This window comes from Rhizobium sp. BK661, assembly GCF_024808825.1.
Taxonomy (GTDB): Bacteria; Pseudomonadota; Alphaproteobacteria; order Rhizobiales; family Rhizobiaceae; genus Rhizobium.
Genome location: NZ_JANTYT010000001.1, coordinates 1014003 through 1028851, shown reverse-complemented (window position 1 = coordinate 1028851; position 14849 = coordinate 1014003). Strand labels below are relative to the sequence as shown.

Below are 14849 nucleotides of genomic sequence, written 5' to 3'. Positions count from 1 at the left end.
ACATCTGCGCAAGCGAGTGTTTATCATTGCTGGAGTTCAGTGGCTGGGGCGCCAGGATTCGAACCTGGGAATGCCGGTACCAAAAACCGGTGCCTTACCGCTTGGCGACGCCCCACCAGAGCTTGAAAGCGGAGACCGCTTGCCAAATCGACGCCTGCTTAGCAAAGCTCGCCTGCCGTCACAATCATTAAGTTTCGGGCCGTGGCATATTTCTGTGCGCTTTCTGCGTCACCATGCTAGGTCTCGCCTCAGCCGTCCCGGACGATGGAGTGACGATGAGCCAATACCGTGCCCGACCGCCTGCCCTCGCAACGCTGCTGCTCGACGACGCCGTGGTTCGGATCACGCGCTGGGACTTCGAGCCGGGCGCCGATACGGGCGTCCATACGCATGGAATGGGCTACGTCGTCGTGCCGATGACCGATTGCCAGTTCCTGCTGGAGGAGAAGGACGGCAGCCGCAGGGTCGACATTGCCAAGGGCGCCGCCTACCGGCGCGATGCCGGCACCGAGCACAATGTCGTCAATGCCGGCGATCAGCCGATGTCCTTCATCGAGATCGAATACAAATAAATGGCAAGTCCCGAATTCAATCTGGCTTTCGAGCCCGCATATGGCCAAGCCGTGCCAGTTGCCTCGGGCGTACAGCGCATCACGGTCAACAACCCGAGCGCCTTCACCTTCTACGGTACCAACAGTTACATCATTGGGGATCAATCCACGGCCGTCATCGATCCCGGCCCTGAAGACGAGGCACATTTCCATGCCTTGTTGGCAGCGCTCGACGGACGCGAGGTCACCCACATCTTCGTCAGCCACACACATCGCGACCACTCGCCGCTGTCGCGGCGCCTGCAGGCGGCGACCGGGGCACGGATCGTGGCCGAGGGACCGCACCGCGCCGCCCGCCCGCTGTACCAAGGCGAGATCAACCCTTTTGCCGAGAGCTCGGACCTGGATTTCAGACCCGACATCACAATTCGCGATGGTGAAACGATCGCGGGCGACGGTTGGAGCCTGACCGGCGTCCTGACGCCGGGACACACCGCCAACCATGCGGCCTTCGCGCTCGAGGGGACGGGGATCCTGTTTTCCGCCGATCATGTCATGGCGTGGGCAACTTCCATCGTCGCACCGCCAGACGGCTCCATGTCGGATTACCTGGCCTCCCTCGACAAGCTGATTGCGCGGCATGACCGCATTCTGCTTCCGGGACATGGGGGCCCCGTGCACAAGCCGATCTCGTTCATGCGGGCGCTGAAAACCCATCGACGAATGCGCGAACGGGCTGTGCTCGGCCGCATCCGAGCCGGCGATCGCAACATTCCCGAAATGGTAAAGGTCATCTATCGCGAAACGGATCCACGCCTGCACGGCGCCGCCGCCCTCTCGGTGCTTGCCCATATCGAGGATCTGCTGGAGCGCGGTGAGATCGAAACCGACGGGCCGCCTGCCCTGCTCGGGTCATACCGGCCGGCAAAGCGGAGATAGTCCGTGCGCGAGGCCTACAGCTATCGCGCCGATGCCGGCGTGCCCGAATTCGCGGATGACAAGCCTCTCATCGTCTTCGATGGAGAATGCGTGTTCTGCTCGGCGTGGGTCCAGTTCGTGCTGAGGCGCGACAAGGCTGAGCGCTATCGCTTTCTTGCGGCGCAATCGCCACTCGGGGAAGCGCTCTATCGCCACTACGGGCTCGATGGACGCGACTACGAAACCAATATCCTGATCGAAGACGGACGCGCGCACTTCAAGTCGAGAGGGACGATCCGTATGATCGAAGCGCTTGGCTTTCCCTGGTCACTTGTAGGCGTCCTTCGACTGCTCCCGCGGGGGCTTGCCGACAGGCTCTACGAATTCGTGGCGCGAAACCGTCTGCGCATTGCCGGCAGGCGAACCACCTGCTTCGTGCCTAGCCCGGATCAGAGGCGCCGATTCCTAGGGTAATCAATCGGGGACGACTGGTTCCGACGGCTAAACCGAAACGCGACTAGCTGCCGGCGATGCCGAGCAATTCGGAATCCAGAGCCTTCAGGTAGTCCTCGGCAACATCGGCGCTGAGGCCAAGGTCGTGAGGGCCGTAGCGTGAGGCGACCCTGACATCGACAAGGGTGGTTTCGGCTTCTTCGCGCAAACGGATGACGATGTCGAAACGCAAGCCGAGGACCAAGGTGCGGGTTTCGCCCTGGAGCGTGACGCCATTGGCCCGGCGAATCAGCTGCGCGACATCGTCATCATAAGGCCGCGGCGTCGGGATCGGCACGGCTTCCGGTGCCTCGGCAACCGCGCCATCATCCGGCTGCGGCTTGACCGGCCGATCGTCGATATCGCTTGGCTCGTCGTCGCCATCGGCGCGAGTGATCCGAATGCCGCTCTGCTTGGCGACCTTCTTCACGGCCTGGAGCACGCGGTCTATCGCACCGTCGTAGCGACGGCCGGTCAGCTCCGGATAGGCCTCGAGTTGCTTTTCACGGTCTTCCGGCGTCGCAGCTGGCGGGCGCTTCAGCCAGATCTGGTCGGCATTCGGCGTCTTCAGCCAATCCGGGGCGGAGACGAGATCGGTCGAGACGTCGTAGATTGCCGGCAGCATGAAATATCGTTCGGCAGCAATTGCGCCGAGCGCCAGCGGAAGAGCAACAAAAATCAAGGCTTTCAAGGCATCCAGCCCACCTTCGGCCCCTGTCAGCCAAAGGCTGCGGAGGCCGGCGAAGGCAAGCAGCGCTGCCAGCAGTGCGAAGCCCGCAGAGACAATCAGCACCAGCACCAGGTATGGCGTGGCAAGGCCGGCGAAGCGGTGACCGACCAGAGCGGCAAGGCAAAGAACCAGCGCAAATGCCCCGAAGCGCCGCGAGAAGCGGGCGGCACTTGAAACGGGGCGGTCGAAACGGATTGCCATCAAACTTACCGGTTACTCGCAAGCGGCGCGTCCCGCATGAACGCGCAAAATCGCCCTCGACTTGTTTAGTGCAAGATTCGCCTAAATTGAAACTGTTGTGTCGATCCGAGGCACGCAATCCACGGAGAAGACGACAATGGCGTGCGTGAGCATTTTCTGATATTCGTTGATTTGCAGTTGTGTGGTTCGCGCTGCAACCGACCAACAGGAGAAGGGCAATGATTGCACCGGAGCTCGCATCGGGAACCCAGGCGCCGACGCTGGGGGCGACAACCGATCATGCAGATCCGCTTCTGCCGATAGAGCTTCTGGAACTGGAATTGTCCCTCGATGGATATGACGGCAAATCCGACTTCTGCGAGACGGTGCGCGTGGCTTCGGCCAAGGCCGGCGGCGAATTCCTTTTCGACCTTCCCGCCGAGGGATTGATGGACGACTGCAAACGGATCGCCGTGCTCCGCATCCCCTCCTCCAACGAGAAGATGCGTGTCGTTCTCGCTGTACTCGATCACAGCGGCACCGAAATCCGGATGGAAGCACCGGACCCCGCGACAGCCCACCTCGTCCGATTCGCCGATGCCTTCATCAAGGTCCTCGAACGGTTCTGACCTCGAGCTCTTTCAGGGCTAATCGCGCGCCACGGCTGCCTCGGCCACACTGCGAAACGGGAATTTGCGGCCGCATTCGCATATGATCATGCAGGTTTCCTGATGATTGGAGGGGCGCTGGATGAAGAAGCCGCGCGGCAAGTGGTCGACGCTGAAACCCGGATGCTTGCGCTTCGGATCATCGATTTCGGAGGCTTCGGCAAAACCCGTATTGCCGCATTGCGGGCAGGTCAGTTTCTTCGAGAATCGATCGCGCAGTGCCATGCTTGCCTTCCAGTATCGTGCAAGCCGCCTTCTTACAGGCGATCCCGGGCGGGCGAAAGCCGTTCGCGCGCCCGGATCGGTCGACACGCAGCGATCGCAGAACCGGCTCGTAACCCTAAGCCATTCTTTTAGTTGACTGTAACCCGTGATTGGCGTCATCTCATTGCGGGAAATTTTCGTTGCAAAGAAACACCGATGCGTATCCTCGCTTTATCCCTCGCGCTCATCGCAGCCGCCGCAAGCCTGTCAGCGTGCCAGTCGCTGTCGCCTGAGCAGCAGCGCGCCGCTGACGAAGACCAGTGCCTACGCTATGGCTTCAAACCTAGGACCAACGGTTTTGCCGCCTGCCTGCAGCGCATCGATCTCTACCGCCGCGCGCAGTATCGCTATGATAGCGACAGGCTCATGATGGGGATGGCGTTCGAGCTGGACCCGTCCTACTACGGGCGCCCATACTGGCGGCAGTATCGCTACTAATGACGGCCTGCGCGGCGGCGAGGCGGGCGATCGGCACGCGGAAGGGTGAACAGGACACGTAGTCCAATCCGATTTCCTCGCAGAAATGGATGGATGCGGGATCGCCGCCGTGTTCGCCGCAGATTCCAAGCTTCATATCGTTACGCGTACGTCGACCGCGTTCTGCGGCGATGCGGATCAACTCGCCGACACCATCGAAGTCCAGTGAAATGAAGGGATCGTGCTCGATGATCCCCTTGCGCTGATAGGTCGGTATGAAAGCGGACGCATCGTCGCGCGAGATGCCGAAGGTCGTCTGCGTCAAGTCGTTGGTACCGAAAGAGAAGAACTCCGCCGCTTCCGCAATAATATGGGCCCTGAGGGCTGCGCGCGGCAGCTCGATCATCGTGCCGACCAGATAGTCGATCCGCATGCCGGCCTCCGCCATAACGTCGCCGGCAATGGCGTCGATGCGCTCCTTGACGTAATCCAGTTCCGCGCGCAACCCGACGAGCGGCACCATGATCTCAGGCACGACGGCAGCGCCGGTTTCATGGGCCGCCGCGACCGCCGCCTCGAAAATCGCGCGTGCCTGCATCTCGACGATCTCGGGATAGGAAATCGCCAGCCGGCAGCCACGATGCCCGAGCATCGGATTGAATTCGTGTAGGGCATCAACGCGCTGACGCAGCAACGCCGGATCCATGCCCATGGCGGCGGCAACGTCGGCGATCTCCTCGTCCGTCTTCGGCAGGAACTCGTGCAGCGGCGGGTCGAGCAGACGAATCGTCACCGGCAGCCCATGCATGACATTGAAGAGGCTGGTGAAATCGTGCCGTTGCACCGGCAACAAGCTGTCCAACGCGGTGCGCCGGCCGGTTTCATCCTCCGCCAGGATCATCTCGCGCATTAGCTGAATGCGATCGCCCTCGAAGAACATGTGCTCGGTGCGGCAAAGGCCGATGCCTTCAGCGCCGAAGGAACGAGCCGCGCGCGCATCCGCCGGCGTATCGGCGTTAGTGCGCACCGTCATCCGCCGTGCCCGGTCGGCCCATTGCATGATGCGCCCGAAATCGCCCGAAAGCTCCGGCTGGATCATTTGCACGTCGCCCTTCAGCACCTGTCCCGCCGAGCCGTCGATGGTGATGACGTCGCCCTTCTTCAGTGTGACGCCGACGCCGATCAGCCGCTCGTTGCGTACGTCGATGCGCATGCTCCCGGCGCCGACCACGCAGGGGATGCCCATGCCGCGGGCGACAACGGCGGCATGGCTGGTCATGCCGCCACGTGTCGTCAGAATGCCCTCGGCCGCGTGCATCCCGTGAATGTCTTCCGGGCTTGTCTCGACGCGCAGCAGGATGACTTTGCGCCCCTCCTCCGAGGCTATGACCGCCTCTTCGGCCGTAAACACGATCTCGCCGGTCGCGGCACCCGGCGATGCCGGAAGGCCAGTGCCGATGATCTCGCGCGACACACGCGGGTCGATCGTCGGATGCAGAAGCTGGTCCAGTGATGAGGGTTCTATGCGAAGTACCGCTTCCTCTTCGGTAATTACTTTCTCATCGACCATGTCGACGGCGATTTTCATCGCCGCGCGCGTCGAACGCTTGCCTGAGCGGGTCTGCAGCATCCACAGCTTTCCGCGCTCGATGGTGAATTCGATGTCCTGCATGTCGCGATAGTGCGCCTCGAGTTCGGCGCAGATGCGCGACAACTCTTTGAAGGCATCAGGCATCAACTTTTCCATCGACGGTCGTTCGGAACCGGAGCTGATACGACCCTCCTCGGTGATGCTCTGCGGCGTGCGGATACCGGCGACGACGTCCTCGCCCTGTGCATTGACGAGAAATTCGCCGTAGAGCGACTTGTCACCCGTGGACGGATTGCGCGTGAAGGCGACGCCGGTCGCAGACGAATTGCCGTGGTTGCCGAAGACCATCGCCTGGATATTGACGGCCGTTCCCCAGACTTCAGGAATATTGTGAAGCTGGCGATAGGTGACGGCGCGGGCGCTCATCCAGCTCGAGAAAACGGCGCCGACAGCGCCCCATAGCTGCACTTCCGGATCCTGGGGAAACTCCTCGCCCAGTTCCTCCTCGATAATGCCCTTGTAGAGCGAGACCACATGCTGCCATTCGCTGGCGGTCAGTTCCGTGTCGAATTCATAGCCGAGCCTGGCCTTCTCATCCTCGAGGATTTCCTCGAACACTTCATGGTCCAGGCGCATGACGACGTCGGCATACATCTGGATGAAGCGGCGGTAGCTGTCCCAGGCGAAACGGGCGTCGCCGGCATCGTGGCCGAGCGCCTGCACGGTTTCATCGTTGAGGCCGAGATTGAGGACAGTGTCCATCATTCCCGGCATCGAAACACGCGCACCAGAGCGCACCGACAGCAGCAGCGGTCGATCACCCGCGCCAAACCGCCGGCCGGTCGCTTCCTCGATGCGTTCGATGCCGGTCCGGACCTGCGCTTTCAGATCCTCGGCAACCTGTCGCCCGTTCTTGTAGTAGGCGGAACAAGCGTCAGCGATGATCGTCAGACCCGGAGGAACGGGAAGGCCAAGATTGCACATCTCCGCGAGGTTTGCGCCTTTGCCGCCCAAACGCTCAACGTCGAGGGCACTGCCCTCTGCTTGACCGTTGCCAAATGTATAGACCCACTTGGTCATATTCCCCCCAACACCATATCCGGATCAACTTAATCCGTTGGTGTTGAAATGAAAATCGACAAATGCGGCCGAAATGTTGCGTCGCACAACAACTGCGGCAGACTGAAGCGATTGAAGGGAGAAAAAGCTTTGCGGGACTGCAACAAAGTCCCGCAAAGCCTTCTGTCCGTCCAGCCAGGAAAAACCGGACGGGGGGTCTCGTCCATGCGGACAGTCAGAGCGCCAAAGGCCTGCTCCGATCGCGTCGCACAGAAAACTCTGCAGCCGATACCGCTTCGCGGCAATTCGGCAGCGACATGAAGCAATCTCTAATACAAGATCAGTAGAAAAACATCACCCAACGGTGAAGATGTGCCAATTCGGCTCGACTTTTTTTGGGCTTTTTGTCAGCGGCTTGTTTAGGCGATCTCACGCAGTTGTTCAGCCGTCTGCAGATCGACCGACACGAGCTGCGATACGCCCTGCTCCGCCATCGTCACGCCGAACAGCCTGTTCATGCGCGCCATGGTGATCGGATTGTGGGTGATGATGACGAAACGCGTTTCGGTGGAGGCGGCCATTTCGTCCATCAGGTTGCAATAGCGCTCGACATTGTGGTCGTCGAGCGGGGCGTCCACTTCGTCCAGCACGCAGATCGGCGCCGGATTGGTCAGGAAGACGGCAAAGATCAGTGCCATTGCCGTCAGCGCCTGCTCCCCGCCCGAAAGGAGCGTCATCGTCTGCGGCTTCTTGCCGGGCGGGCGGGCGAGAATTTCCAGGCCGGCTTCGAGCGGATCATCGGACTCGATCAGTTGCAGTTCGGCCGTGCCTCCACCGAAAAGATGGGTGAAGAGACGCTGGAACTGGCCGTTGACAACGTCGAAGGCGGCGAGCAGGCGCTCGCGACCCTCGCGATTGAGGCTCTGGATCGCGCCACGCAACTTGCGAATCGCATCGATCACGTCGTCGCGTTCCTTGATCAGCGCCGCGAGCTTGCCGCTCAATTCCTTCTGCTCTTCCTCGGCACGGAGGTTGACCGCGCCAAGGCGCTCGCGCTCCATCTTCAGGCGTTCGAGTTCGCGCTCGACCTCGCGAAGGTCGGGTGCCGCTTGCAGCGACTCTAGTCCGGCAAGTCGAAGGGCCTCGTGTGGCGCGACATTCAGTGCCTCGCGAATTCGCGCCTCGGTTTCCTGCCGCTTTTCCCGCGCCGAGACCAGCCGCTCTTCGGCGCGGCCGCGGCGCTCGCGGCTTTCGGCGAGTTCGGATAGCGCCGTCGCGGCCTTGTGGTCGGCGTCACGCTGCACGACCTCCGCTTCAGCAAGCGCATCGGCCGCATGGCGACGCGCTTCCTCGGCCTTCTGGAGTTCGGTCAACAGCGCACGGCGCTTGTCGTCGAACTCATCGGGCGCCATTTCGAGCTCGGCCGCTTCCTCCCGCGCTTCCTCCTCGCGATCGCGAAGGGTTGCGATATGGTCCTCGGCGCTGGCAGCACGCTGGCGCCAGGTCACGCGCTCCTGCCCAATGGCAATGATGCGGCGTTGGCGGGCTTCGTTTTCGCGGTTCAGGCTTTCATGGCGCGCCCGTGCTTCGGCGAGTGCGCCACGATCGGTCCCGACTTCTGCCTGCTGCGCTCGAAGCCGTTCGTCGATCGCCGTCAGATCAGGTGCATCTTCCAGCTCGATCCTGACGTTTTCTTCCTGAATCGAGAGATCCTCGAGCTGGATCTGAAGCTGGCTGACGGCTTCTGCAATGACATCGCGACGTCGAATGAGATCGCCAGAGGCCCGCTCGGCTGCTGCCAGCGCTTCGCGCGCCTCAGCGAGTTGCCGCGCCGAGATCCGGCTCTTCTCGCGAGCCTCCGCCAGGCGCTGCTCCTGAAGGCGAATGGCATCAGCGGCACCCGCCAGCCGTTCCTCTGCTTCATCAAGCATGTCGCGGGCAAGTGCCGTTTCGCTTTCGAGTTCGGCGAGCCGGTTCTTCTGCGCCAGCCGGAGTGCAGCCGCACTCGGCGCATCCGCACCGGTGACATGGCCGTCCCAGCGATAGACGGCGCCCTCTCTGGTCACCAAACGCTGGCCAGGCTTTAGATCCTTCATCAGCGCCGCAGCATCCGAACCGGAGACCAGGCCGATCTGCTTCAGGCGGCGCATCAGTACCGCCGGCGCACGAACATGGTTGGTCAGCGGCGTCGCCCCTGATGGCAATGCCGGATCCGCAGCGCCGTCACCATTGCCGGACCAATGAACCGGCGCCTTGGGATCAAGCGGCGATTCGATGTCGTCGCCAAGCGCCGCACCGAGCGCCGTTTCGAAGCCGCGATCGACGCGAAGCTCATCGGCAACCGGCGCAAATTCGCCTGCGGCGGCGCCGGCCGCCAGCATACGCGAAATCGTCCGGGCTTCCGTTTCGATGGCATTCAGCTTTGCGCGTGCCTCATCGACCGGCGATCGGGAAAGAGCCTCGGTCTGGCGAGCAGCGGCCAAGGCCTGCTCGACGCCCTGGATCGCGGCCTCCACCTCGGCAAGCGCCTGCTCGCCCGCCTCGACCACGGCCCGCTTCTCGTCCGGATCGGGCAGGCCGGAAATCTTCTCGCCGATGGCCGACAGCTCGCGGTTGGCCTCGTCCATCTGCCGTTCAAGACGCATCTTGCGATCGGCCAGATCGCGAATGGCACGCTCGAGCTGGTTGCGCCCGGCAGCGGCCTCGGCGCGCTCGGCGGTCAGGCTCGCGAAGACGCGCTCGCTGTCTGCGAGCTTGGCCGAAGCCTCTTCGAAGGCCTCGCGGGTTTCCTCGGCAAAACGGTCGGAATCGGCAAGGATCTCGGTTATCTCGCCCTCTTCGGCGTCCAGCCGCGCCAGGATCTCGGCGTTGTCGGCAACCAGCCGCTCCTCGCGGCGGATGTCCTCGCCGAGCTGCGCAAGGCGGCGGGTCAGTTCGTCGCGGCGGCGCAGGATGCGATTGGCGTCCTCCTCCAACTGCGTCTTGGCGATCTGCAGGCGCTGCAATGCGGCGGCGGCGCGCGCTTCGCCATCGCGCAACTCAGGCAGCTTGAGGCTTGCAATGCCCTGAACCTTGGCGGCCTCCATCTGCATCTGCGCCTTTTCGGCGACGACCACGGTGGCCTGATTGAGCGCGCTGTCGGCATCGGCTTCCGCCTCCTTGGCCTGCACCCAGCGGATATGCAGGAGCAGCGCCTCGCGGGCGCGGATATCCGCCGACAGTGACTTGAAGCGGCTTGCCTGACGGGCCTGACGCTTCAGGCTCTCGATCTGGCTCTCGAGTTGAGAGGTTACGTCGTCAAGGCGTTCGAGATTGCTTTCGGCAGCACGCAGGCGAAGCTCGGCTTCGTGGCGGCGCGAATGCAGGCCTGATATGCCGGCTGCCTCTTCGAGCAATTGGCGGCGGGCCTGCGGCTTGGCCGAAATCAACTCGCCGATCCGCCCCTGCCCGACCATGGACGGCGAACGGGCACCGGTGGAGGCGTCGGCAAAGAGAAGCTGCACGTCCTTGGCACGGCTTTCCTTGCCGTTGATGCGATAGATCGATCCCTGCTCACGCTCGATGCGGCGCGTAACCTGGATCTCGTCGCTGTCGTTGAAGGCGGCAGGCGCGGTGCGCGCGGCATTGTCGAGATAAAGCGCGACTTCGGCGGTGTTGCGAGCGGGACGGTTGCCGGAGCCGGAGAAGATGACGTCGTCCATGCCGGACGCCCGCATGTTCTTGTACGAGTTTTCACCCATCACCCAGCGAAGTGCTTCGACGAGGTTCGACTTGCCGCAGCCGTTCGGGCCGACGATACCGGTCAAGCCGCGCTCGATGATGAATTCGGTGGGTTCGACGAAGGACTTGAAGCCGACGACACGAAGCTTGTTGAACTTCATGCCGTATCCCCGCGCCTGATATAGCAAAAGACGGGCGCACGGCTTCGGCCGTCGCCCGTCGATCGGATACGGTTCAGATTAGAGCAGGCTGTCGATAAGGGCCGACATGGTGTCAACCGTCATGTCTCCAGAATAGCGCTTGCCGTTGATGAGGAACGTCGGCGTGGCATTGACGCCAAACTCCTTGGAACCCCTTTCCCGCGTTGCGTTCACTTGATCCAACAGCTTCTGGTTCGTCAAGCACTTCGTGAAGCTATCCTCAGTAAATCCAGCAAGTTTGGACATCTGAAGCAGTGCACCGCGGCCATCATCTGCAGCCGCCCAGGTCTGCTGCTGCTTGAACAGCATGGCAACCATCGGGAAATACTGTTCGGCCGTGCTCAATTCTTCCGGCTTGGAAGGATTGCAGCGCGCCAGCATGAAGGCGGCAGCCGCACGCGGATCGAACGGGAATTCGCGGATGATGAAACGCACCTTGCCGGTATCGACGTACTTCTTCTTGATTTCGTCGAAGGTCGTCGTGTGGAAGTGGGCGCAGTGCGGGCAGGTCATCGACATATATTCGACGATCGTGACCGGGGCGTCTTCCTTGCCGAGCGCCATTTCCGGCAGTTCGCCTGGCTTCAGCACGGCAGCCATGTCGACGTCGCCATCGGGCTTAGGCACTTCGACAGCGGCCTGTGCGGTGCTGAAAACCGCAAGCGTCGCAGTCGCGGCAGCCACGCCGCCCAGAAGCTGGCGTTTCGTCAGTTGCATTTCGGAAATCGGCATGAAGTTCCCCATAAATGAGAGTAGTGGCTGACAGTGCGATATAACGGCTCGATGCCCCGAACAAGGCACGCTTCGCCAACTTTCTTCAAAGAATTGTGACCTTGGTTGGACCGCCAGATTAAATTGCGGACAGAATTGCAGGAGCAATACTTGGAAGCGCTAGCGCCCGCGCTTTCCCAACACGGCCGTTCCAAGACGCTTTACCGCTTCGCGCAGCTTGTCGCCTTCGATCCCTTCCATCATCTCGTCCAGTTTTGCGGCTGCCGCACCCTTTAGCGGCGGTGGCGTACGGGAGCGCTTGATCGCTTGATAGACAGGTTTCTGGACGATGCGGATCTGGTGAACGGCGGCGAAGCCGAAGAAGCTGTTGACCCGCTGGATCAGTTCGCCCTGCGCATGCGTCAGAAACAGGGCGCGAGCGCCCTCGCAGGCGATGGTGAGCACGCCGGGGCGGAAACCGCCGTCATCGTTACCCCTCGCCCAGGCGATCTTTTCCGGCCGCGTGCAATCGGCGAACTCCTCGCCGGCGATCTCGTCCCACGAGCCGAGCAGCGCGGTGTTGATGCCGGCGCGCTTTGCGAGCACCGGATCGATCAACCCATTGGTCAATTCGGAGATCTGCTTTTCACCTTTGCGTGGATAACTCATTGAAACCTTCAGATCGCGCTGCGTTCGGGCACCACTGCCTTGATCGCGCGGCATTGCTTCGCCAAGTATAGGGCACTTCCCCTCACGACGGCAAATGATGACATCGACGACACTGGACGCGCCCGCCGCCAAGCCCCTTCTCGACTGGTATGACCGGCACCATCGAGACCTGCCATGGCGCATCTCGCCGCCGATGGCGGCGCGCGGCATCAAGGCCGATCCCTACCATGTCTGGCTCTCCGAGGTGATGCTGCAGCAAACCACGGTGCCGGCGGTGAAGCCCTACTTCGCCAATTTCCTGGCGCGCTGGCCGACCGTGCGCGACCTTGCCGATGCTCCCAGCGAAGACGTCATGGCTGCCTGGGCAGGGCTTGGCTACTACGCGCGCGCCCGCAACCTGAAGAAATGCGCCGAGGCAGTAACGCGCGACCACGGCGGCATCTTTCCTGACAGCGAGGACGGACTGAAATCGCTTCCCGGCATCGGCGACTATACGGCTGCAGCGGTGGCGGCGATCGCCTTCAACCGGCAGGCGGCCGTGATGGACGGCAACGTCGAACGGGTGATCTCGCGGCTCTACGCCATCGCCACGCCTCTGCCCGCAGCCAAACCTGACATGAAGCAGAAGGTGGCTCTTCTCACCCCAAATGATCGGCCGGGCGACTTCGCGCAGGCGATGATGGATCTCGGCGCGACGATCTGCACGCCGAAGCGACCGGCCTGTTCGCTCTGTCCCTTCAGGGGATCCTGCGAGGCGCTGCGCCTGCACGATCCCGAACAGTTTCCAGTCAAGGCAGCCAAGAAGGAAAAGCCGATCCGCCAGGGCGCGGCCTTTATCGCGGTCACGGGGGATGGCGAAATTCTGCTGCGGCGTCGCATCGAGAGCGGCCTTCTTGGCGGCATGACCGAGGTGCCGACGACCCACTGGACGGCGCGGCAGGACGGCGAGACATCGGCTGACGCGGCACCGTTTCCGGCGGCGTGGGAGCCTTGCGGGACCGTGACCCACGTCTTCACCCATTTCGAGCTCAGGCTTTCCATCTACCGCGTCGCGATCCCTTCGCGAATTCAAACGGATAACGGTTGGTGGGAGCCGGTTACAAATCTTGACTCGCAGGCGCTGCCGACCGTCATGAAAAAAGCAATCACCGCGGCTATTCCGCTCGCGTTCAAACATGCCAAGGATTAATCGATGGCCATCGAGCATATTGTTTTCGACATTGGAAAAGTACTCATCCATTACGATCCGAGTATCCCGTTCAGCCGCCTCATCCCCGACGAGACTGAACGCAAGTGGTTTTTCGACAATGTCTGCACCCACGACTGGAACGTCGAGCAGGACCGTGGCCGCACCTGGACCGATGCCGAAGCCTTGCTGATCGAGGTTCATCCGGACCGCGAGGAGCACATCCGCGCCTTCCGCAAGCACTGGCACGAAATGGTCTCGCACGCCTACGATGACAGCGTCGCCATCATGGAAGGCCTGATTGACGATGGCCAGGACGTGACGATGCTGACGAACTTCGCGTCCGACACCTTCCGCGAGGCGCAAGTCCGCTTCCCGTTCCTGACCAAGCCGCGCGGGGTAACGGTCTCCGGCGACGTCGGTCTCATCAAGCCCGATATTGCGATCTACGAAACACACGCCAGGAGCTTCGGCCTCAATCCGGCGGCGACGATCTTCATTGACGACTCCGCCCCCAACGTCGAAGGCGCGAAAGCGGCCGGCTGGGATGCGGTTCTCTTCACCGGCGCCGACAAGCTGCGCGCCGATCTTACAGCGCGCGGCGTGAGGCTCTGACCATGGCATTCGATCCGGTTGAGGAAATCAAACGCTTCCATGGCGCGATCAACGCGCTCGATTTCGATATGATCGAGGACTATTTCGCGGATGACGCGACCTATGTCTCGAATGGCGTGGGCAGCTTGTCCGGGCGAGCCGAGATCATGGTCGCCTTCCGCAAGTATTTTGACGACTACCCAGACCAGACAGCAATCAACACGCTGGTCGAGAAGGTCAGCCCCTATGCCGGCCGTGCCGTTTGGTCGGTTCGCGCGACGCACAGCAAGACGGGCAAGCCCTTAGTGCGGGAAGGCGAAGAGACGATCACCTTCAACGAAGACGGTCGCGTCACCCACGTCGAAGTGACGGATTACCGAGCATTCTGAAAGAACGTCGCCGAGAGATAAAAGGCGAGCACGAAAAAGAGCCACAGGTCGGAAACCATCGCGATGGTTCTCGACCTGTTTCTTGCTCGCTCCAGCAGATGCTTGAGACCGGCAAGACCGAAGAACAGGGAACCGATGATCGCGGCAGGGACGATCCACTGCGGCGCGAAAAGGCTGAGCACGCCAAGCATACCGATTGACAGGTTGCCGAAGCCGATCTCCTGCACCAACGACTGGGCCTTATGATCGGTCACACCAAAGATCGTTTCCGCCGTGAACGCCGGATTGATGATCTGTTTCAGACTGGCCATAAGCAATCGCAAGCCGACGCCCCAAAAGACGAACCATTTTCCGATAAGGAAGACGAGATTGGCATCCGCATTCCAATGCACTTCGGCGACAACCGAGCCCAACGGCAAAACAAGCATCAGCAACAATATGACCGCAAGATACATGGCATTCCTTGCCTGTTTCGGATCATCAGCAGCCGATACATGACACGGAATTGCA

General features: G+C 61.7%; 15 protein-coding genes and 1 tRNA gene. 8 read left to right on the top strand and 8 right to left on the bottom strand.

The window, feature by feature from the left end:
- Positions 1–40 precede the first annotated feature (40 nt).
- Positions 41–115: transfer RNA gene (locus tag FHX16_RS05015), tRNA-Gln, on the bottom strand.
- A 160-nt stretch (positions 116–275) separates the two neighbouring features.
- On the opposite strand from FHX16_RS05015, the gene FHX16_RS05010 reads away from it, so the two are divergent.
- From FHX16_RS05010 to FHX16_RS05000, 3 genes are read left to right on the top strand one after another with little or no spacing between them, the layout of a single operon-like run.
- On the top strand, positions 276–572 hold the full coding sequence (locus tag FHX16_RS05010; RefSeq protein ID WP_112661495.1) for a cupin domain-containing protein: 297 nt from the start codon (positions 276–278) through the stop codon (positions 570–572).
- The gene (locus tag FHX16_RS05005) at positions 573–1490 is read left to right on the top strand and encodes an MBL fold metallo-hydrolase (RefSeq protein ID WP_183859839.1); all 918 of its coding nucleotides are present in this window, start codon (positions 573–575) and stop codon (positions 1488–1490) included.
- A 3-nt stretch (positions 1491–1493) separates the two neighbouring features.
- Entirely contained in the window at positions 1494–1943 is a 450-nt protein-coding gene (locus FHX16_RS05000; RefSeq protein WP_183859841.1) for a thiol-disulfide oxidoreductase DCC family protein, read from the top strand.
- A gap of 43 nt (positions 1944–1986) precedes the next feature.
- On the opposite strand, the gene FHX16_RS04995 is transcribed toward FHX16_RS05000, so the two are convergent.
- The gene (locus tag FHX16_RS04995) at positions 1987–2892 is read right to left on the bottom strand and encodes a DUF1499 domain-containing protein (RefSeq protein WP_183752192.1); all 906 of its coding nucleotides are present in this window, start codon (positions 2890–2892) and stop codon (positions 1987–1989) included.
- 218 nt (positions 2893–3110) lie between these two features.
- Here FHX16_RS04995 and FHX16_RS04990 point away from each other — a divergent pair, with 218 nt between their 5' ends.
- Positions 3111–3500 (top strand): hypothetical protein, encoded by a 390-nt coding sequence (locus FHX16_RS04990; RefSeq protein WP_183859843.1) that lies wholly within the window; start codon positions 3111–3113, stop codon positions 3498–3500.
- An 18-nt stretch (positions 3501–3518) separates the two neighbouring features.
- Here FHX16_RS04990 and FHX16_RS04985 read toward each other — a convergent pair whose 3' ends face one another.
- On the bottom strand, positions 3519–3764 hold the full coding sequence (locus tag FHX16_RS04985) for a hypothetical protein (protein ID WP_259126693.1): 246 nt from the start codon (positions 3762–3764) through the stop codon (positions 3519–3521).
- 195 nt (positions 3765–3959) lie between these two features.
- Between FHX16_RS04985 and FHX16_RS04980 the strand changes: the two genes are divergently transcribed.
- Positions 3960–4241, top strand: a complete 282-nt coding sequence (locus FHX16_RS04980) for a hypothetical protein (RefSeq protein WP_183859846.1) — start codon at positions 3960–3962, stop codon at positions 4239–4241.
- Here the strand turns inward: FHX16_RS04980 and ppdK are convergent.
- The 4 genes from ppdK to FHX16_RS04960 form a co-directional block, all read right to left on the bottom strand.
- Positions 4168–6891: a pyruvate, phosphate dikinase gene (gene ppdK, locus FHX16_RS04975; RefSeq protein ID WP_183859848.1), complete on the bottom strand. Its 2724-nt coding sequence runs from the start codon at positions 6889–6891 to the stop codon at positions 4168–4170. The genes FHX16_RS04980 and ppdK overlap by 74 nt on opposite strands.
- A gap of 398 nt (positions 6892–7289) precedes the next feature.
- Positions 7290–10751, bottom strand: a complete 3462-nt coding sequence (locus FHX16_RS04970) for a chromosome segregation SMC family protein (RefSeq protein WP_259126692.1) — start codon at positions 10749–10751, stop codon at positions 7290–7292.
- A 78-nt stretch (positions 10752–10829) separates the two neighbouring features.
- Positions 10830–11522 carry a DsbA family protein gene (locus FHX16_RS04965; protein ID WP_183859852.1) on the bottom strand — a complete coding sequence of 231 codons (693 nt, stop codon included), beginning with the start codon at positions 11520–11522 and terminating at the stop codon, positions 10830–10832.
- A gap of 159 nt (positions 11523–11681) precedes the next feature.
- Positions 11682–12170: a DUF721 domain-containing protein gene (locus tag FHX16_RS04960; protein WP_016553043.1), complete on the bottom strand. Its 489-nt coding sequence runs from the start codon at positions 12168–12170 to the stop codon at positions 11682–11684.
- 97 nt (positions 12171–12267) lie between these two features.
- Between FHX16_RS04960 and mutY the strand changes: the two genes are divergently transcribed.
- The 3 genes from mutY to FHX16_RS04945 are packed head-to-tail and all read left to right on the top strand — an operon-like array spanning position 12268 to position 14339.
- On the top strand, positions 12268–13359 hold the full coding sequence (mutY, locus tag FHX16_RS04955; RefSeq protein ID WP_183860735.1) for an A/G-specific adenine glycosylase: 1092 nt from the start codon (positions 12268–12270) through the stop codon (positions 13357–13359).
- Positions 13360–13362: 3 nt separating this feature from the next.
- Positions 13363–13971 carry an HAD family phosphatase gene (locus FHX16_RS04950; RefSeq protein WP_259126691.1) on the top strand — a complete coding sequence of 203 codons (609 nt, stop codon included), beginning with the start codon at positions 13363–13365 and terminating at the stop codon, positions 13969–13971.
- A gap of 2 nt (positions 13972–13973) precedes the next feature.
- On the top strand, positions 13974–14339 hold the full coding sequence (locus tag FHX16_RS04945; protein WP_259126690.1) for a nuclear transport factor 2 family protein: 366 nt from the start codon (positions 13974–13976) through the stop codon (positions 14337–14339).
- Here FHX16_RS04945 and FHX16_RS04940 read toward each other — a convergent pair.
- On the bottom strand, positions 14324–14794 hold the full coding sequence (locus tag FHX16_RS04940; protein WP_183859858.1) for a DUF6790 family protein: 471 nt from the start codon (positions 14792–14794) through the stop codon (positions 14324–14326). The genes FHX16_RS04945 and FHX16_RS04940 overlap by 16 nt on opposite strands.
- Positions 14795–14849: the final 55 nt, after the last annotated feature.